14 protein-coding genes are annotated in these 19,570 nt (G+C 38.0%); 5 read left to right on the top strand and 9 right to left on the bottom strand.

The annotated features are described in order from the left end of the window. The first annotated feature begins 387 nt into the window (after positions 1–387). On the top strand, positions 388–1,272 hold the full coding sequence (locus tag HII17_RS13680) for a hypothetical protein (protein ID WP_169075932.1): 885 nt from the start codon (positions 388–390) through the stop codon (positions 1,270–1,272). Beyond that, on the top strand, positions 1,266–1,814 hold the full coding sequence (locus HII17_RS13675) for a hypothetical protein (RefSeq protein ID WP_169075931.1): 549 nt from the start codon (positions 1,266–1,268) through the stop codon (positions 1,812–1,814). Before HII17_RS13680 ends, HII17_RS13675 begins: the two co-directional genes overlap by 7 nt. A 3-nt stretch (positions 1,815–1,817) precedes the next feature. Here the strand turns inward: HII17_RS13675 and HII17_RS13670 are convergent, their stop codons facing one another. After that, on the bottom strand, positions 1,818–2,375 hold the full coding sequence (locus HII17_RS13670; protein ID WP_169075930.1) for a hypothetical protein: 558 nt from the start codon (positions 2,373–2,375) through the stop codon (positions 1,818–1,820). Next, positions 2,368–3,432, bottom strand: coding sequence for a hypothetical protein (locus HII17_RS13665; protein WP_169075929.1), 1,065 nt, complete (start codon positions 3,430–3,432; stop codon positions 2,368–2,370). Before HII17_RS13665 ends, HII17_RS13670 begins: the two co-directional genes overlap by 8 nt. 451 nt (positions 3,433–3,883) lie before the next feature. Between HII17_RS13665 and HII17_RS13660 the strand changes: the two genes are divergently transcribed. Then, entirely contained in the window at positions 3,884–4,270 is a 387-nt protein-coding gene (locus HII17_RS13660) for a hypothetical protein (RefSeq protein ID WP_169075928.1), read from the top strand. A 79-nt stretch (positions 4,271–4,349) separates the two neighbouring features. Here HII17_RS13660 and HII17_RS13655 read toward each other — a convergent pair whose 3' ends face one another. The 7 genes from HII17_RS13655 to HII17_RS13625 form a co-directional block, all read right to left on the bottom strand. Next, positions 4,350–5,096 (bottom strand): SDR family NAD(P)-dependent oxidoreductase, encoded by a 747-nt coding sequence (locus HII17_RS13655; protein ID WP_169075927.1) that lies wholly within the window; start codon positions 5,094–5,096, stop codon positions 4,350–4,352. Positions 5,097–5,168: 72 nt separating this feature from the next. Then, complete coding sequence (locus tag HII17_RS13650) at positions 5,169–8,081, bottom strand: TonB-dependent receptor (RefSeq protein WP_169075926.1); 2,913 nt, start codon at positions 8,079–8,081, stop codon at positions 5,169–5,171. Positions 8,082–8,653: 572 nt separating this feature from the next. After that, positions 8,654–9,376 (bottom strand): FadR/GntR family transcriptional regulator, encoded by a 723-nt coding sequence (locus HII17_RS13645; RefSeq protein WP_169075925.1) that lies wholly within the window; start codon positions 9,374–9,376, stop codon positions 8,654–8,656. A gap of 327 nt (positions 9,377–9,703) precedes the next feature. Beyond that, positions 9,704–10,747, bottom strand: a complete 1,044-nt coding sequence (locus HII17_RS13640) for a polysaccharide lyase family 7 protein (RefSeq protein ID WP_169075924.1) — start codon at positions 10,745–10,747, stop codon at positions 9,704–9,706. Positions 10,748–10,840: 93 nt separating this feature from the next. Then, positions 10,841–12,853: a VCBS domain-containing protein gene (locus HII17_RS13635; protein WP_169075923.1), complete on the bottom strand. Its 2,013-nt coding sequence runs from the start codon at positions 12,851–12,853 to the stop codon at positions 10,841–10,843. 173 nt (positions 12,854–13,026) lie between these two features. Further along, positions 13,027–13,572: a hypothetical protein gene (locus HII17_RS13630; protein WP_169075922.1), complete on the bottom strand. Its 546-nt coding sequence runs from the start codon at positions 13,570–13,572 to the stop codon at positions 13,027–13,029. Between the two features lie 14 nt (positions 13,573–13,586). Next, positions 13,587–14,996 carry a polysaccharide lyase family 7 protein gene (locus tag HII17_RS13625; RefSeq protein ID WP_169075921.1) on the bottom strand — a complete coding sequence of 470 codons (1,410 nt, stop codon included), beginning with the start codon at positions 14,994–14,996 and terminating at the stop codon, positions 13,587–13,589. 391 nt (positions 14,997–15,387) lie between these two features. On the opposite strand from HII17_RS13625, the gene HII17_RS13620 reads away from it, so the two are divergent. Continuing rightward, positions 15,388–18,492 (top strand): TonB-dependent receptor, encoded by a 3,105-nt coding sequence (locus HII17_RS13620; RefSeq protein WP_169075920.1) that lies wholly within the window; start codon positions 15,388–15,390, stop codon positions 18,490–18,492. A 178-nt stretch (positions 18,493–18,670) separates the two neighbouring features. Continuing rightward, entirely contained in the window at positions 18,671–19,552 is an 882-nt protein-coding gene (locus HII17_RS13615) for an NAD(P)-dependent oxidoreductase (RefSeq protein ID WP_169075919.1), read from the top strand. The last annotated feature ends 18 nt before the right edge of the window (positions 19,553–19,570 follow it).

Raw genomic sequence — 19,570 nt, 5'->3', positions numbered from 1 at the left:
TGTATTTCAATCTTTTCGCAAAGTGGACTTATCCAGCTAAAAATACATTGCTGGCTCTCGCACCTTCCACTTAACAGATTTAAACAAATTCACTTAACTTTACTTAGCCCTGCATTTTTTTACTTGGTGCTGGTTGGTTTACCCGTATTCCCAAGAAGTTTACTTTAAATAAAGCGCTTATTTGTTGTACTGTTCGTCACAGGTGGGCTTTAACGAAATCCCTTGTAAAGCCTTAGCTGATTGAACTCCAAAACATCTGACCAAAGAACAATCAGGAAGAAATGATTAACAAAGATTAATAACAACAATAATTAGATATGTAGCAAGACACAATTCTTACCAACGTAAAAACGTTACTCATTTATTGTTGTATCATTAAAAAATTTCTTGTCAAATTTTTGCTGTGCAAAAACCAGAAGTAAACCTGAAAACTTGTTTTTATATGGTTTGCCTATCTGGAAGTTAATTAGTTTTGGGGTAGTTTGTGACTTATTACCAAAATTAATTAACACCAGATATTTACAATTTTCATTTTTATGTTTTATTGAAATTAGAACAAACGAGAATGGAATGAAAAATTGGACTGTAATCGCAGAGCCTGTTCGGGACGAACATTCGGGTATCTGCTCTTATTTGAATTATTTAACGGCGAAAAATCATAAAAATCACCGTGGTATAACTCGCATAATACCTATTCACAATAGTGTTGAACGATACATAAATAATTGTATCTCAGAAGTAACACAACGAAATCTTGAACGAGCAAAATCAAAAAAGGGTGGCAGAAATATAACGAGTTACGCCCAAAGTTTCGTATTTACTTTACCACCAGATATTAAGCTTAGTGATATGCAGTGGTATCAAGTATCTAAGCATATTTTTAGCGACCTATCCGATTATTTACTGGTAGACAAAGAATTGCTATTAAAAAGTTGCTTTATCAATTTACACGACCAAAAGAACCAGCATATTAATTTAGTTGTTAATAAAGTGATTAATGGCGAAGTTAAGCGTGAGATACAAAGAAAGGGAGCATTAAAGCTATTAAAAAAAAGCTTTAATGCTGCGGTGCTTAAATATAGCAACATTAACTGTCTGAAATATGTTCCTGAAACGCAGCGAACAAAGCGATATAGCCAGTTTTATTTTAATGAAAATAAGGCTGAAATAAATGAAAAAAGTAGGGCTGTTATAGAGATTGTTTCCGGCGGAGCCGAAAACAATTTTCCTAATAAAACCATAAAGAAAAGAGCAAGGAGGCTCCAATGTTAAAACTACAATTACATATACAAAATCAACTCATAAGAGAGATAGAACAAACAATTATCAATGAACAGTGTCATTGGTTATCAGATAAATACGAAGCTCCAACAAGAGCTGTATGGGCGGTTGATCATAAACTTTTGCTAACTAATAGCCATTTACCTGTTGAGTTAATTAATGAACTTGGTTTTTTGCTACAATATTACGGTAAAGAATTGATTGAACATATAAAAAATCAATGCCCTCCGCTTCCATTAGCTGCTGCAATATCTAAATTTGTTTTTGAGAAAGAAAAAGCTAAATTTCAAGTGCTACAACTCAGGCTTAACCCCAGTAAAGAACCCAAGGATTTAACGAAATTTAAACTCCGTGATTACTTGATTTTAGGGTATTCATTCTATGACGCTCTATTTTTTGTTTATACGCATAATTATGAATTAGATATGGGATATGTTTGGGGGATAGTGTGCCCTGTTTTTGAATTACCAAATAGTCGCAGTAAAAAAATATATGTTAGCGGTAGAAGGGGGAGAATATTAAGGCCAAATTGATACTTATTTTCTCTTGGCCTTAAATGCTTCTTTTAAAGCTACTAAATCATTTTTTAATTCAATTGTGTAATTAACATTTTTTATAACTACCAGATAGATAGCAGAACTTTGTACAAATACTAATCCATACAATATGTATGTACTGATAAACTTAATTATTGGCATTGAAGCGAAATGCGCTAACTCACTGTTTAAAAATGTTGATTTCAAAAACACTCCAATGAGTAGGGCACCTAATACGATTGCAGACAGAGTTAACGCCAATAAAAGTAGAGATAATTCTTTGTACTTATCTTCAAACTCACTAATTAGTGATTTAATGTTTAAATTCTTATCTGGCACTTCCTGTCTAATTAATTCTTTTAGCGTATTGCCCTCTGATTTAGTTTTAGGGTAAGCATAAGCTATCCACAGCCCTAATACTGTGAAAATCATTAGTGAAGTATTTTGCAATAACGTGATCAAATCCTTTTGATTTTCATAACTTACTTTTTCAAAAGTTAAAAACACAATTACTGCGTTGATAACTGCCAGTATTATAGTGAACGCCTTTTTATTCATTTACTGCAACCTTTGGCTGTTGCTTTGTTCTGATAAAAGGTGCTAACAGTCTTCCTCTTTGCTCATTTAAATATGTAAAAATAGTCGAGTGGTTAAAATGAGATTGTTCTTCCTCACCAGGAATTTCTATGACAGATTTTACTACAAACTCGTCTAACCAATAGGTTTGGCTCCCAGTACCTTCTTTTCTAAATCCAAGGTTAGATTTTTTGTTCTTATTTGTACCGTAATCTTGGTGGTATTTTTCCATCATTGCTTTTAGTTGCTTGCCAGTTGGTTTAGCGTCAACAACTATGTTAATTGATCTTGTACTACCTGACTTGGCTTTTGACACATAAGGGAGGTTTTTAAAGTAGCGAGTCCAGTCCTCGTCTTGTTCAGAATGTGTAATAATTTCTTCTTTCTTAACAAAATGAGTAATATCACGGGCTATCAGATCAAGATCCGCATTTTCCGTTATTTTAGTGTATCTTCTACTATCAACACGAAGCCATAATTTACCGTATGGACCATCCCAGTATACTGTTTCGTATTCTTCACCTGCTTTATTCGTTCTTGTTTCTATCGTAGGCGAATTAATATCACTTCTGAATTGGATATAGTCTTTAATGTATTTATTTAAAACGTCAGAGTCGGTAATGCTTTCGTGAAACTTGATAGAAGCAAATACACCTGCTGATGGTATGAACCAATAATAAGCAGGTCTTCCCCAAATGACTTCTTCCTCTGCTTGCTCGTCTGCGTTTATAAGCCTATTGTCATTTGGAGATTCATTAGCTCTTAAACCGTATACATTGCCGTCATTAGCGTTAAGACTTTTCCATAAAGTAATTAAATAGTCACCAGTATCGTCATTCTTAGAAATGTCTTTCAAATAAACTGTTTTTCTTCGTTTACTCTTATATGGTGCAGTTTCAGACAATAGATCTCGCTCATTAAACCAGTCTGTTAGAGAGTTTAATATTTCTTCGATTTCTAATGGTTCGTGGTAGTCAGCACCAATTTGATAAAAGCCTAAATTTGTGTGCTTAAAAAAAGTAACAATTCCTTCGCTCATAATCCCTTCATACAATTACAACTTACTGAGACACATACAAATATACTAATCAATACGAATAATGTCTATCAGATACTTAGTCACATAGCTCTGTCACATAATTTTTAAGGATGGTAGGATAATTAATACATTCAAAAAGTTATGTGACTTTGTGTTTTGTGGCGGAAGATCTCTCCGTCACCGCCATTCTTTAACTAGCCCTTTAATTCTTTAGGGGTCTTTAATATCAGAACGTGTAGCCAATCTAGTAATAAGTTTGGTTAGTACGAAAAAGGTGGTAAAACACCCCCTCAACGACTAGTCCATACAAACATCTTAAGTACAAACCATATAGTGCATTTACTTTGTAAATTCAGGTCCTTAAATATAATTTGGTGTAGTTGTGTGAGCTAGTAATGCTTCAGAAGGTTGGATAAACTGAAATCTGTAAGTAAGTCAGAGAAACTAGTTAATGGTCGAACATGGTGAGTATAAAGTAACAGTAGAAAAGGACATTATAAATGTCACCTTTATTGGTATGTTTAATGAGGTGGCTTCTGCTAATGTATGCTCAATTGTTGAAGATATAATTAATGAAATGAACGGTGCCCGTTTTTGTATGCTTTTTAACATGCTTGAGTATGAGGGAAGTACTCCCGAAGCGCATACAGTTGGAGATAAACACTTTGAGTGGTTAGAAAAGCAGAATTGCCATGGAAGAGCGATAGTTGTGTCTCAAAAAGCATTGATTTATATCGCTAGAAGTGAACAAGCTTCTTTACGTAATTCAAACATTGAGAATAAAATGTTTGAGGCGGTGCAAGACGCTAGAACTTGGTTATTGTCCCTTATGACATAGACTACGGGCTTAATCATTATAAATTCAACGTGTATTTTAAAGAATTCATATTTTATTAGGTTTTGTGTTTCTTAGACCATTACGAAAATAAAAGGCCGCCATTGATATCTATACAATTGCCAGTCATATAGGAAGCGTCTTCACTTACTAAAAAGGTCACAAGTTTAGCTACTTCTGCAGGTTGCCCCTCGCGCTTAATACAAGTAGCGCCAGCTACATTTTTACGTACAGCGTCTTGAGTGAAATTGTTATGAAAGTCGGTATCGATCATACCCGGACACACACTATTGACCCTTATATCTGGTCCTAGTTCTTTTGCTAAACCTCGAGTGAATGTCATTACTGCGCCTTTAGCTGTTGCATAGGCTACTGCCCCTGGGCCACCACCGTCACGTCCTGCTTGAGAAGCGAAAGTAACTATAGTGCTTCCTGACTTCATATGTGGAATGCAGGCTTTAGTGGTCATAAATAACGATTTAAGGTTAACATTAAGAACATTGTCCCAATGCTCATCTGACATCTCAGAAATTTGTACTCGTCCAATCAAGCCACCAGATACGTGAATGAGTGAATCGAGTTGGCCAAATTCATCTATAACGGTGTTTACGACGTTATCGACGTTTTCTTGTCGGGTTAAGTCTGCTTTTATTGCTATAGCTTTTTGACCCAGTTCACTAATCTCTTCAACTAATTGATTGGCAGAGTTACTGCTTGAAAGGTAAGTAACAACAACAGTTGCACCTTGTTTGGCGATATCTAGCGCACAAGCTTTACCGATATCTCTACCGCCACCAGTTATAAGTACAACTTTTCCTTTTAAAGACATAGCTCCTCCGATAATTTTGAGTTAATTTGGCATAAAAAAAAGCCCAAGGTTAATTGCCTTGGGCTTTTATTGCTAGAACCTGTAGCTTGCGCCGAAGGTTATGCGACGGTCTGGTAAGCCGACAAAACATAGTAGCGCGTCTTCAGCTACACAGTATTGATCAATGCTTTCCTCCGTAAGGTTTACAGCTTCTATGCCGATATTGAATTTATCATTAATATCGTAGCTGATACTTGCATTTAATTGACCTCTGTCGTCTGTTACAACAGGGAAACTAAGCGTACTACTACCACTGCTGTTAGCACCACCCGCGTAATCTTGTGTGCGGAATGCTTCACGCCATGTATAGCGCATACGAGCAGATAAGCCATATTTCTCATAGTACAATGTGAAGTTATAGGCATTTTCTGAGAAGTCTAACAAGCCTCGGTCAATACAAAGTTCGCCAAGTACTGTTTCACCGCGTCCAGATGTACAGTCTTCAACTGAACCACCTGAGAAGTCTTGCATAGTATAGTTAGCGATAACACCAAAGCCTGATGCCCATCCTAGCTCATCTTCAAAATCAGCAAGACTGTATTGGAAAGCAAATTCAAAGCCATCAACTTCTGTGGTATCAGGGTCATTACCTGGCATTGTTTGGTCAACACACATACCTGTAATGCTTGGATCACCTAACTGGTTAGCTTCAGCGATTGGGTTCCAAAAACCACCGTCTTCACATACTGGACCTACTTGGTCACGCGCTAAACCACCGGTTGTTGTATCTGATGCATAAAGCTGTGCACCTTCAAAATCAGTACCGAAAATATTGGTACGCTCTTTTTTGAAGTAGCCAACACTAGCAATCGCAGATGGTGCAAAATACCACTCTACAGATAGATCAAATGAATCAACTTCTTCTGGTTCAAGACCTGGATTACCAAGCGATACCGCGGCATTTTCACTAGTATCTAGAGAATAGCCAACGCCTAATTGATCAAAGTCTGGACGTCGAATGTCAGTACCATAACCAACACGCACTAATACGTCATCAGCAGCGTCAATTACTAAGTTTAATCGCGGTAATAGAAAATCATAACTACCACCAGTTGAACCTTTTATACCGTCTTGGAAACCAGTAGAAGTGATGTCTGTTTCAATGTAACGAACACCAATGTTACCGCGTATAAAGTCACCATATTCGAAGTTTGCTTGTGCATAAATTGCGGTAGTTTCTTCTTCTACTTTACGATAGCCTTGGTCGTTTTCAGCTATTTCGCGAATACTTGCGTCAGGGTTCTTAGCAATTGTTGCTGCTTTTAATGTTTCCCATACACCAAGTGCATCAGTGAATGACTTATCAGGGTCGACTAGTAAGAAGTTTCTAATGAATAAACTCCTGTCATCGCCATCACCATAGTTTGAAGGACCTTTAACAAGTAAGTCAGCGAAGTCAGCGCCAGATGCACTATCTGACATTCTACTGAAACCACCTATTTTACCGCTCACATCTCTAAATTCGTGAGACGATTCAGAGTAACGTAATCCCCAATCAACCGAAGTAATAACCGGAACGTCATCTAAGAAGTAGCTGAAATCTACACGTACAGCTTCTTCTGAGTTTTCATTGGTATCACGCCCATAATCTACTTGGTCAAGTACTACATTATTTGGATCTAGTAGTTGATCTGGAGTTGGTGCATAAGGGCCATCGAAGTCGATACCAAATGCGAGCGAACCACCAGATAGGTCGTACTTATAGGGTACACAGTTATCGTTACTAGAAGCATCTAATGGGCAGTTAGGATTAATAAAGTTAACGGTGGTATTTAGTGTCGGGCTACTTGAGTCAGATTGTGATGAAGAAAATTCAGCACTAACAAAAAGTTTATCACCTTGCCATTCACCACCTAAAACAAATACTGAAGTATCTGTAACACGAGAACCTGTTTCAGTAGTAAAACGTAGATTAGGATCGTCATCATCACCATTGATAATATCAGGGTGTAATACACCGACAAGTGCAGCGTTATAAATAGGTAGGCCGAAACCATAGTCTACTTGTTCAGTTTGTGAAGGGATGCTTGTGTCGTAATTTTTTAACGCACTAACACCTGATGCTTGAAGTCGGTATTGGTCACGGCTTCGTTCTTGATCGTTAATAATAATGTCTGCATGAAACTTCATATTTTCCGTTGGCGCCCACTCAAAAGTGGTTGCTAGGTTAAGCGTTTCATAATCATCATTCTCTTGCTCTTGTACTAAGAATTGGATCCCTTGATGGCCAGCGTCTGCGATGTTGTCGCGGTCAGCACGAGGGCGGAATGAAACCGCTTCTTGTTCAGTGTAACTACCACTCATAACGAAACCGACTTTACCGTACTCAGTATCCCAGTTATCACCAAATGCACCAGAAAATCGCGGTTTAATGTCTTCAGTACTTAAACTACTGTCTTCACCTTGAACGCGAATTGATGCTAATGTTTCTGATAACTGAAGAGGGCGGATAGTTCGTAAATTTACAGTACCACCAACAGAACCTTCAATTGTCTTTGCATCAGGTGCTTTTGTAACTTCTACACCAGCGATAATTGATGCATTAACATCTTCAAAGCTAATGCCGTTACGGCCTGAACCTGCACCTACTGTTGAAACACCATTGATTTCGACTCGGTTAGCATTTGAACCACGTATTTGAACGCCCGTACCAATACCAGCAGTTCGAGTAATTTGTACACCAGTAACATTCTCAAGTACTTCAGCTAAATTTTGGTCTGGTAGTTTACCAATATCAATAGCGTTTATAACTTCAACCAGGTTACTTGCAGATTGTTTTTCGGCTAGTGCAGTTGCGAGCGATGCACGAATACCTTTTACTTCAATAATTTCGATGTTTTCGTCATCAACAGCAGCTTCAGCTTCTTGAGCTTGCGCTACAAAAGCCAAGTTTAGCGTTGTTGCCGATAGAATTGCCAAAGTAATTTTGGACAAATTGTTTTTCATTTTTTCTCCCCTTAATTCCGCCATAAATGGTCACTGTTATATTATTGGTATGACCAAAACGGGTGGTTTGTTTTATATAGTGATTAAATTGTAAAACCGTTAACACTAAAACTATTTATAGAGCAAATAGTGACCAATTACAAATCATTTTTTACCAAATCTTTATTATTGGTATTACAAGGTTGGTTGACCTGACCGGTTGGATATAGAGGTTTTTATATAAAGCTTTGTTATTTATGGTAAATATTTATATTAAGTAAGAAGGGTGAAATTCAAATATTTGTACAATAAAAGGACTGAATAGTAGATGTTCCAATTAAAAATACGCTTTAAATAAACATTTAGTAAACATTTCATGTACAAATTTTGATTGATTACGTAACTCAAAATGTTTTGTGGCTGACCAATTTGAATTGGTAGATATTATGTCGCTTACATATCTTGTAGAGGAGAATTTTAACGTAGTTTTAAATATGGGAGAGTTAGAAGTCGTATATTAAAAGTTGCTATAGTATAGAGTAAAGTGAAAGCAACCTAGGCAGTTACTTTCCTTTAGACAATTAAAGTGGTTTTTATCGTTTGATTGAATACAAATCGCGCTTTTCACTACTTCTTTTTTTGATTTCCTCAAGCGCTCTAGCTTCTTCCGCATCAAATAACGTGTTAATTAGGCGATCAAAGTGTTCGTGCATAGCGGTCCGTGCTTTATTCGCATTTCCTAGCTTTAAAGCATTGTAGATTGCACGGTGTTCAGCAATTGTTTTCTTATTATCCTTACTACATACACTGTCATAATCTTTTATAACCTCAATAGACGAAGCTCTTAAGTCCCATAAACTATAAACTAAATTTTTCATGGCTTCGTTACGGGTAGCATTGGCAATAATACGGTGAAATGTTTTATCAGCCGCTTCTATACTTTTACCTTCTTCCATATCGACCAATGTTTGGCCTAATTCTTGAAGTTCTTGCTCGGTAATAAAGGCTGCTGCAAGCGCAGCTACTTCACCTTCTACTAGTGCTCTAGCTTGGGTAACTTCGAAGGCATTAATTTTTTGCAATGATTGAGCTGAATTAGATGATGCGAGTACATACACACCAGAGCTAGTTTTAACCTCTACTCTGCCTCGTACTTCTAGCGCTATTATTGCTTCGCGAATAGTCGGGCGGCTGACGTTAAATCTGCTAGCAAGCTCTCTTTCTGGTGGTAACCTGCTACCAGCAGGATAATCTCCAGAATTAATGGATGCTTCTATTAACTCAACAATTCCCCAGAAGAGCCTTTTCGATGCCATTATCTACCCCAACTAATCAGTGTTTATATTTAAATGCTCTATTGGTTGTGCATATTTAGCACTATACCAATACGTTATATTTAATACTCACATAATAAAGGGTTATATTCAATATGTAAAACCAATAACTTGAAATTTTATCGCAATCTGGTTAGGCCAAATGAATGTTTCTTATATTTTGGGGAGGAAATAACTGAGGTTTTTTTAAATGATTAGTAATCAACTGTTTAGTTGAGTAATTTGTGGTAACTCATTGAAAAATTGAATTGAAAAAGTCCGCTTTGGTTTTACCAAAACCGACTTTTTAGTTTGATAATTTTTTAATAACTAATTATTGCTAGGTCGACTTAGCCTTAACTTTGAAAATGTTACACTTGTATAGTCACCATTAGCTTTATCTATTGCCCAGTTACCAGTCCCAGAACAACCAGCGTACCATATACCATTGGCATCTTTGGTAGAGCATTGGTTATAGGCACCTGCTTTAAAATAATGCCAATCACCACTGTATCCTGCTGGGTTGTCTTTTACATCAACGTTTCCATAAGCATCGACATTATTTGATAGATCTATCTGGTATTTTACAGTGTCTTTGTTATCGGCAATAAAGGTTAAATACATAATATTGTTTACGACATCTATGGTGTAGCTAAACTCTTCACCTAGTGCGATACCTGTTTCTTTTGGATCATCTGAGTTTTCCCAAGTGTTCCCCCATACAGGGTAGGCGATGTCTGTTCTGTTAGGATCTTCTTTAGCCAAGTTACGCTCATAGTTCCAGAAAACTGAACCAGTGTTATGATTTGGCCATTTTTTATAGTAAATTTTGATTGGTTCATTGCCATATCCAAAGCCATTTCCTTCAGCAATTAACTCTTTATCTTTTCCAGCGTGAATTTGACCTACAACAACAGAATAAGCGGGCTTTTTTGCGTGTTTTGCATTTTTAGCAACATGGTTTACTGTTAATGTAGCGTCTAATCTTCCACCTATTTGATCAAAAAGTTTAGCGTCAGGGTGGGATGATAATGCAAAGTTATTTCCATAGGATTTTGTACCTATTGAAGTGTCTATTCCGCGAATCATTTGCCTTAACTCACTTCGTGTATTGGACGAAGTTTGTGTAGTAACTGCTTTATTTGGCGAAGTGAAAACTAAATTCCCTTGGTTATCCAAGTAGAAAAAGTCAGGGTGCTGATATGTTTGTAATTCTTTGGTATTAATGTCATCAGCTTTACCATTACCATCAGCATCTAGCGGTACGGTAATTTTCCAATATGATAAGTCAAATTTATCTGCTGGGGTATTAGCGGTATTAGCACATGCGCTAATTAACATGATGAGAGGGATACATGTGACGACTTTATACATAAAGCTCTCCTAATAAATAAGAAAATAGCGCTTTACTAATAGAGAGATTAGTCTAGCGCTATTTTTATCTTAAAGTTAATTTTAACTTTTCAGTTATCTTGCTTTTACTGCGACTACAGTTTCCGCAGTACTCGAATTGTAGGGCGATGCAGCATTATCAGTATCTAGTGAATCACCTTCACTATAACCTTCAAAGTCATCTTCAAAAACGATTGTTGTACCAGCGGTATCTGAATATAGTTTTACATCGTCAACAAAATAGGCAGCATTAGGTAGTGTTGAACTATTGTCACCTAATTTGAATATAGCGTAGCGTACGCCAGTCATTACATCACTTAGCGATTGAGACGCTGATGAAAATGCTTCTGTAGTAACGCTGGTACCGTTAATAGTTAATGTGACCAATGGTGCTACTGAGGCCGAAGCCGCCGTTGCATCCCACGTCATTTCAACTTCTGTCCACGTATCTGGTACAAACGGTATAGTGACGTCAATATCATCTTTGTTACGAATTACAAATTTGTCTGCTTGAATACGCAAATCAATAATCGCATTGCTAGTGCTAGTAGATTCTCCGTAAAGGCCGATATATGCATCTTTTGCTACACCATCGGCAGTCTCTGCCTTGTCTTCTTTGAAGAAAGCAACCGTTAATTTGCCTTGTGCAATTGCTGCATCTGTTTTGTATCGTAATTCGCCCGCATCATCAGTCATGTTATCAGTGATTTGTGCTACTTTATTGTCAGGGTTTGCTGGTTGCTCACCGCTTCCGACAACTAGTTCAACCACCGCTTCTGCAGTACTTGAATTGTATGGCGATGCACCGTTATCGGTATCTAATGAGTCACCTTCACTATAACCTTCAAAGTCATCTTCAAACGCAATTGTGGTACCGGCAATATCAGAATATAGCTTTATATCATCTACATAATAAGCAGCATCAGGAATTGTGGAGCTGTTATCACCTAACTTGAATATTGCATAACGAACTCCACCCATTACATCACTGAGTGATGAAGACGCTGACGAGAAGGCATCCGTTGTAACACTAGTTCCATTTATCGTTATGGTTACAAGCGGTGCAACAGTAGCAGAAGCTGCAGATGCATCCCAAGTCATTTCTACATCTGTCCAAACTCCAGGAATAAAAGGAACTGATACAGGTATATCGTCTTGATCGCGAATGACGAACTTATCCGCTTGAATTCGCAGATCGACAATAGCATTACTTGTGCTTGTTGATTCACCAAACAAGCCGATGTATGCATCTTTTGCAACACCATCTGCTGTTTCTGCTTTATCTTCTTTTAAGAAAGATACAGTCAATTTACCCTGTGCAACCGCAGAGTCTAGTTTATACCGAAGCTCTCCAGCATCATCGGTCATGCTATCTGTAATTTTAGCAGCTAATGTTGGTTCGCCACCACCAGTAGTTGGTGCGCCAAATATTGTTATTACTAGCTCTGCTGTAGTGCCATCAACTGATGCAATTGCGACAGTATCTGTAACTGAGTCTGTTTCATCAACAAGTGAAGATATCGTAGCGTTAGAAGTGTCTAGGGTATATGTCCATGCGCCACTTGCTTCTATAGAAAACACACCGAATGTCGTTGCAACGCCAGTTTGCACTTCAGCCATGTCTTCACCAGGATCATCATCGTTTATAACGATAACACCCGTTAAGTCTTCGCTAACATTATTAGCAACGCTAGCAGTTAAACCACTGAATGTTGCTGGTACATCTACACCGACAACTGACGATGTGCCTGAAGACTTTATGCGTTCTTCATAGTCATCATTATCAGTATATGAAACGGAAACAGTGATGCTTTCACCAACTTCTGCGTCTGTTAGCGTAAATGTACTTGATGTTGCACCTACAATTGTTTCACTACCTGCCATCCAGCTATAGCTTATCGCTGACGCATCTACTCCGTTAGCATCCGTTACTGTCGCAGTTAACGTTTCCCCAACTAACGGTGTACCAGAAAGTGCAAGCTGACCAAAAGAGTTACCGTTTTTGTCCGGTAAAGTATCTGAATTACAACCAGCTATAGCTAATGCTATTGCTGTCATTGCAATTGTTTTATTCGTTAATGTTCTCATTATTATAATCCTGTCGCTTTAGGTAAAACAATCTGAATGATGATTGGTTTGCTTCATAGTATTTAATTGTATAACCACTTTGTCAACCATGAGTTGTGAATTATTAAAATCATTGGTAAAGATTTCCACAGGTTGTCTCATGTGTAGAAGCTTTTTTTGGTAATCTAGTTACTCTAGGTGTTATTTGTTAGCTGTATACTATCTAGACTTTCTCGTGCCACAGCTAACCATTTGTTTTTGTACTTTTTGTTTGTTGTTTTAAAAGATATAAACGTTAACCGACCTTCTATTGGAAGGGCATAAGTTAAATTGTATTGGTACTTTCCAATACCTTTAACTTCATATTCGTAAACTGCAATTTTTGTCCCTAAACGTGTATATACTTTGTCTTTCTTCCAGCTAGCTTTGTCGCTTGCTTTACGCAACATGTTAGATATGGATTTGTGAATTTTATTCATACTGCTTTTATTGGCAGGAGTGGGGTACTGTGTAAATGTAAATGACACGCTGTTTTCGTTGTCTTCGAATGCATATGTCGGCGGTGTTTGTTGCTTTCCATAACGTTTTTTTATTGAGCTATCGGACAATTGGTTTAACTTTGATGAAAGCTCAATTGCTATCGAGTCATTGAAAAAGCTGTATTGATTGGTTTCATTTGCAAACGCAAATGAAAAGAAAGTGGCGCTAAGTAATATGGCTAAATTAAGAAGTGATTTCATCGTTAGTCTCTAGTTTAATTATTAGATTCATCATAGCCTTCGTGGCTATTTTTTATCTCGTAGAAAGTGGCTTGAACATAGTCGTGAGCATCGCCAGAATTATTTTGGTTATAAACGCCGGCTTTAAAGTACATATATTGACCGCCTTGATCATAACCACTAGCCGACATATCAATCGATTGGCTAAATTCACTGCCGTCAGCTTTGTATATGGTTACTGTTAATTCGTTAGCTTCAACTTCAATTGAGTAGCGGAATTTTTCATTCAGTGGAATACCATTTAATGGATTGCTAGCGCTATTAGAACGGCTACCTATAAGTTCAAAATAAATATCATCTCCACCTAAAATTTCATGAGCAAAATAAAGGCTGCCATTGATATTGTTTGGGAGTTTTCGGTAATAAAGCCTCACAGGTTCATCATCATTAGCATGGATTTGCCCTATAATAACTCGACCAATTTGATAGTCTTCCCCTGTTTTTGTAACCTGATTGACGCTAAGTTCTGCATGCAGCTGTCCGTTGATTCCACCAGCATTATTTTTGTCTATTTGTGGGGCACTAGAAAACACCCAGTTGTTATTGTTCACCCCTTGCGTGCTATAGCTGGTATTGCCTCTTCTTAGCATTTCTCTTAATTCTGAACGCACATATTCAGTGTTTGTTGATGTTTTATAACCTGAAACGGATGTACTAAATCTGATACCACCATCTTCTGATAGACCAAAAAACCTAGCATCGAAATATCCAGCCGCTAAGTTATCTTCTTTAATGCTGTCAGACTTACCATTATTATCTTCGTCTGTAGGAACACTTAGATACCAATCGATCAATTCAACATTATGTTCAACGTCTTCGGCACATCCAAAGATTTCGATTTCATTAATTTTACTGGGTTGTGATAGATCGTCGCCGTTGAATTCTATTTGTAAGTATAGTGCCGTTGATGCACTAAGCTCGGTAAGATCAATCAAATCTGGAATTAACGTGTTCTTACCACTTTGCTCTTGATTTACAATTAGTTGCCAATTGTCTTTATCTTTTGAAGCCGAAACATTAAGCAGATGTGATACATCCAAATTTTCCCAAGTGACTACCATCTCTTTAATTAGGGAAGGTGCTGCAAGTTCAACAATAACAATAGAGTTTAGTGTAGGAGTCTGCCAACTTTCGATATTTGTTTTATCAGTATCGAATAGGCTAGGTAAAGCGAGCTGGTTTGACGCTTGATATATATTTGAAATAGCCAAAGGGTAGGTAACACTACAGCTAATATCTTCAATTTTTGGTGAGGCTGTAGGTGGATTTACAATTTCGTTTTGTTGCTCCTGGGGTTGCGAATTATTTGATGAACCACCGCCACAACCGAATAAACATAGCGATATTGCTAATGCTTCCAGCGCTTTTACTCCACTTTTTTTCATAATTACCTTAATTGAATGTATGTAACGTTAAGTGTCACAAAAAAACATTATCGAGATCTTTACACCAATAAAAGTAGTATGGTCAACCAATAAATCACTATTGGTTTTAAAATCATGAATGGAAATTCGATATGATCATTTAATTTTATCTATAGGCTTAGAGACTATATCTCCCCTGTAACACCCATAAAACCTACGTTGCTCTTACATTACAACTAACTTTGCTAGTACGTTTCAATTAATTGAATTATGTTTTGTAATAATTCATTGGTAATAATGATGTTTAAAAAAATATTGTTATTGTTATACCAAAATGGTTGACAATGTGGTTTGATGTTGCTTGAATAAGGTCAAATCGAAATATAAAAAATATAACTAATCGGATATAACAATGGCGACTACCAACAAGTTAAACAAAGTAAGCTGGGCGCTACGCCGCGGGGGCAGCTATCGCAAACATCTAATGTGTGCGTCGACACTTCTTACGTTAATGGCTTTTCCTGCGACAGCAGAACAAGAAGCTGAACAGAATGCTACGCCTGACGAAGTCGAAGTTATCGAAGTCAGAGGTGCTATACAAAGAACTATGACCCGTTCTTTGAGTGAGAAAAAACACAATACTGCAATTGTTGATGCCGTAGCTGCTGCAGACTTTGGTGAATTGCCAGGTCTTTCATTATCCGATGTTATTGAAAATATTTCTGGCGCTTCAGGCCATCGCTTAAAAGGTAGCCAAAATGAAATATCTATACGTGGTTTAGGTTCTTATTGGGGTTATTCAACCTTTAACGGTCGTACGATTACCAATGCTGGTCCAGGTCGAGCTGTAAACTTCAAAAAGTTCCCATCAGAGTTAGTTGATAAAGTTGTAATTTATAAATCGCAACAAGCTGACTTAGTTGAAGGTGGCACTTCTGGCACCATAGACGTGAATTCACTACGTGCAGTTGAATATGGCGAAGCGCAAACTACAGTGCAAGCGACTGGAGTTTACAATACATATTATGATGATGTAGATGGCGATGTTTCTCCTTGGGGCAGTAAGTTTGTCGTGTCAACAGTTCAGCAATGGGAAACTGAAGATTTCGGCGATATGGGTTTTACGCTAGGCTTCAACCATACGGATTCAGCAAACCCTGAAGAGAATTACGGCGGTAGCTCGCAAATGGGGGTTTGTGCTTTGCGCGCTGCCGACGGAACAAATTTAATTGGCGGTAGTAATTGTGCAACTGGTCAACAAGGTGTAAGTGCTGGCCGAGTAGGTCGTTCACCTGAGATTGGTATTGATAGTAATTTAGAAGATTTTGATCCGAATAGTATTTTCTACGTGCCAAATGATGCTTATTGGCGTACCGGCGAAGATGAAGATATTCGCACAGGTGCGGTATTTACTTTTCAATGGGTACCTAATGACAAATTAAATATCAACGCTGATATTGAGTATTCAGATTTAGAGTATACCGAAAAGCGTATGGAATTAGCGCTAGATACTCGTCGTGATGACTTAGCGGATCATATTATTTCAGACGATCATACGTTGCTTTATGCCACCGGAGAGGCTAGACCAACTCTTCAAGGTGAAAATCGCAGTCAGGTAGACGAGTATCGAGGTGGTGGCCTTGAAATTGAATATGAAGCTACAGATCGTTTAACGCTTGGATTAGATATATCCTACTCAGAATCTTATCGTTATCGACTACGTCAGCGCACTAAATTCCGCTCTACAGAACGTTATAACTACTCACTTGATTTTCGTGATCGCAATGTACCTACGTTAACCTGGTTAGACAGCAACCGATTAGGCCCAGGTGAGGAAGGTTTCTCATCTTGGGAAGCGTTTGATGCAAGTTATATGGGCAACTTTGTACATAATGATCATGCATACGTTGAATACCGTCGTACACATGAAGAGCGTGAAGATAAGATTTGGGCGCTAGATTTTAGTGGAGAGTATCAATTAGATAATGATTATTTTTCTAGTATTAAAGCTGGCGTTCGCTACTCTCAAGAAGACTTAGTTGACTATGTTAACAATGACGTATCGCTGGTAATTGCAACAGGTGAGCAACGAAATGGTGCTAGTGATAATGAAGATAACAGCTGGGATGATTTAAACCCAGATGCAAACTTGGCTTTAATCAACGGCATTATCGATAATTGTCAAAATGATCACAGCAATAACATCCAATTTACCGAAGAGCCAGGCGAGGGTGGTGATGCAACTCGCTACGCAACATACGATCATAAGTGTTTTATTGGTCAAGTATTAGGGCAGTTGCCTGGAGCTACCGGGACTGGGTTTTATGATATTGGTGAACGAGAAGATGGTCGAGATGGTGGTGACCGTGATGTAGAAGAAACCATCACAGCGGCTTATATAATGGGTAATATCGATACCGAAATAGCGGGGACGCCTGTATTTGGTAATGTCGGTGTTCGCGTTGTTAAGACAGAAACGCACTCAGATGGTTGGGGCGACAAAGTTTATATCACTTCCCGTGAAACAGATGATGGAGATATTGTTTGGGACTCAGTTGTCAATCCTACAGGTGAAATTGAGCGTGTAACGCTTGATTCTGAATACACCGAAGTACTCCCAAGTTTAAACCTTACTTTTATGGTGACAGACGAGTTTTATGTGCGAACGGCGGCTTATCGCTCTATGTCGCGTTTTCAAATGAACGCAATGTCTGCAGGTGTAAGTTATCAAACTTGTGAAGATGAAGACGATACTATTTGTGATCCAGGCAGCAATACTGATTATTCCGAAGTCATCCGAAGTGGTGAAGCCAATGGTAACCATTTAGACCCGTATATTGCAGATAATTACGACTTATCTTTCGAATATTACCCATCTGAAGATGCTGCTGTTAGTTTAGCGCTTTATTACAAGTCGTTTACTGGTGGCTATGAAACTGTTACTGAACAGCGCGATATTACGGTAAATCTAGACGGTGTCGATAGCACCTATCCAAATGTTAGTCATATTGTTAAACAAACCTCTGATGATCAGTCAGTAATTAAAGGTTTTGAACTAACAGCACAAAAACACTTTGTTGAATTACCTGAGCCATTTAATGGTTTGGGCGCTAAGTTTGCTTGGAACCATGCCGATTCCGATTTTGTAACTGCCGAACCAGCAAGTCCTGGCATAGTAGCAGATGCTAATCTTTTCGGCTTTTCAGAAGATGTAGCGTCGGCGTCTGTGTATTGGGAAGGTGAAAAAACTACTGTTCGTTTACTTTGGAAATACCGCTCAAAGTATTTACAACCTAATAGTTTACCTTTCCCTGACCGTTCACACCGTTACGTCCAAGATGCGACTTATATGAATATGTCAGCTAAATACAAAATTAATTCTAATGTCAGCTTGTTCCTCAAAGGTCTTAATTTGACTAATGAGCCACAGGTTATGACTCGTGGCAATGACACAACCATTGCAGATTATTCACGTTCAGGAACGAAGTGGGAGTTTGGTGTAAAAGCAAAATTCTAAGAACTTAACGTATTCTATAGGTGGTTTTTCAACTACTTATGAAAGAGATCGTGGCACTTCAATATTGTTAGTTAATTGAAGTGCTTTCAACTAAAAACAAAAATTTAGTGCACTTAATAAGAGATGACTCGCAATTCAAACTTGAACCTGCACTAGCGCAAATATTTAGGAGTTAATTATGTCGAAACCAACTATTGGTTTTATCGGTCTTGGCCTGATGGGCGGCAACATGGTCGAGAACTTACAAAAACGTGGTTACCATGTAAACGTAATGGATTTAAGTCAAGAAGCGGTTGATCGTGTTTTAGCACGAGGCAACGCGACTCAGTTTACCTCGGGAAAAGAGCTTGCTTTGGCTAGTGATATTGTTCAATTTTGTTTAACGACATCAGCCGTTGTAGAGAAAATTGTTTATGGTGACGACGGTGTGCTAGCCGGTATGAAGGAAGGCTCTGTTTTAGTCGACTTTGGGACATCCATTCCTGCATCTACTCGTAAAATTGGCGCTGATTTAGCGGAAAAAGGCGTAGGTATGGTTGATGCTCCTCTTGGTCGCACACCTGCACATGCTAAAGACGGCTTGTTAAATATTATGGCGGCAGGTGACATCGATACTTTCAATAAAGTAAAACCAGTTTTAGAAGAGCAAGGTGAAAATGTATTTCACCTAGGTGCACTTGGCGCGGGCCATACAACTAAGTTGGTTAATAACTTTATGGGTATGACAACCGTTTGTGCTATGTCTCAAGCATTTGCTGTAGCAGATTTAGCAGGAGTCGACCGTCAACAATTATTCGATATTATGTCTACAGGTCCTTCTAATTCACCATTTATGCAATTTTGTAAAAATTATGCGGTAGATGGCGTAAGTGATTTAGGTTTTTCAATTGCTAATGCCAATAAAGATCTAGGCTATTTCCTTCAGATGGTAGAAGACTTAGGCACACAATCAAAAATAGCCGAAGGCTCTTCAGCTAACCTTCAAGCAGCATTTGACGCTGGATTAGGTAATGGCAATGTACCTGAAATTTTTGATTATTTTCTTAAATTAGAAAAATAGTTAGTAGACAGGGCTTTC

Origin of the sequence: Thalassotalea algicola (assembly GCF_012932965.1) — a bacterium.
GTDB lineage: Bacteria > Pseudomonadota > Gammaproteobacteria > Enterobacterales > Alteromonadaceae > Thalassotalea_F > Thalassotalea_F algicola.
This window is presented reverse-complemented; position numbering and strand designations above follow the sequence as displayed.

Bases quoted from the DNA above. Each gene is read 5' to 3' on its own strand.
- HII17_RS13675 (WP_169075931.1), top strand. From the start codon at position 1,266: ATGTTAAAACTACAATTACATATACAAAATCAACTCATAAGAGAGATA.
- HII17_RS13670 (WP_169075930.1), bottom strand. From the start codon at position 2,375: ATGAATAAAAAGGCGTTCACTATAATACTGGCAGTTATCAACGCAGTA.
- HII17_RS13665 (WP_169075929.1), bottom strand. From the start codon at position 3,432: ATGAGCGAAGGAATTGTTACTTTTTTTAAGCACACAAATTTAGGCTTT.
- HII17_RS13660 (WP_169075928.1), top strand. From the start codon at position 3,884: ATGGTCGAACATGGTGAGTATAAAGTAACAGTAGAAAAGGACATTATA.
- HII17_RS13655 (WP_169075927.1), bottom strand. From the start codon at position 5,096: ATGTCTTTAAAAGGAAAAGTTGTACTTATAACTGGTGGCGGTAGAGAT.
- HII17_RS13650 (WP_169075926.1), bottom strand. From the start codon at position 8,081: ATGAAAAACAATTTGTCCAAAATTACTTTGGCAATTCTATCGGCAACA.
- HII17_RS13645 (WP_169075925.1), bottom strand. From the start codon at position 9,376: ATGGCATCGAAAAGGCTCTTCTGGGGAATTGTTGAGTTAATAGAAGCA.
- HII17_RS13640 (WP_169075924.1), bottom strand. From the start codon at position 10,747: ATGTATAAAGTCGTCACATGTATCCCTCTCATCATGTTAATTAGCGCA.
- HII17_RS13635 (WP_169075923.1), bottom strand. From the start codon at position 12,853: ATGAGAACATTAACGAATAAAACAATTGCAATGACAGCAATAGCATTA.
- HII17_RS13630 (WP_169075922.1), bottom strand. From the start codon at position 13,572: ATGAAATCACTTCTTAATTTAGCCATATTACTTAGCGCCACTTTCTTT.
- HII17_RS13625 (WP_169075921.1), bottom strand. From the start codon at position 14,996: ATGAAAAAAAGTGGAGTAAAAGCGCTGGAAGCATTAGCAATATCGCTA.
- HII17_RS13620 (WP_169075920.1), top strand. From the start codon at position 15,388: ATGGCGACTACCAACAAGTTAAACAAAGTAAGCTGGGCGCTACGCCGC.
- HII17_RS13615 (WP_169075919.1), top strand. From the start codon at position 18,671: ATGTCGAAACCAACTATTGGTTTTATCGGTCTTGGCCTGATGGGCGGC.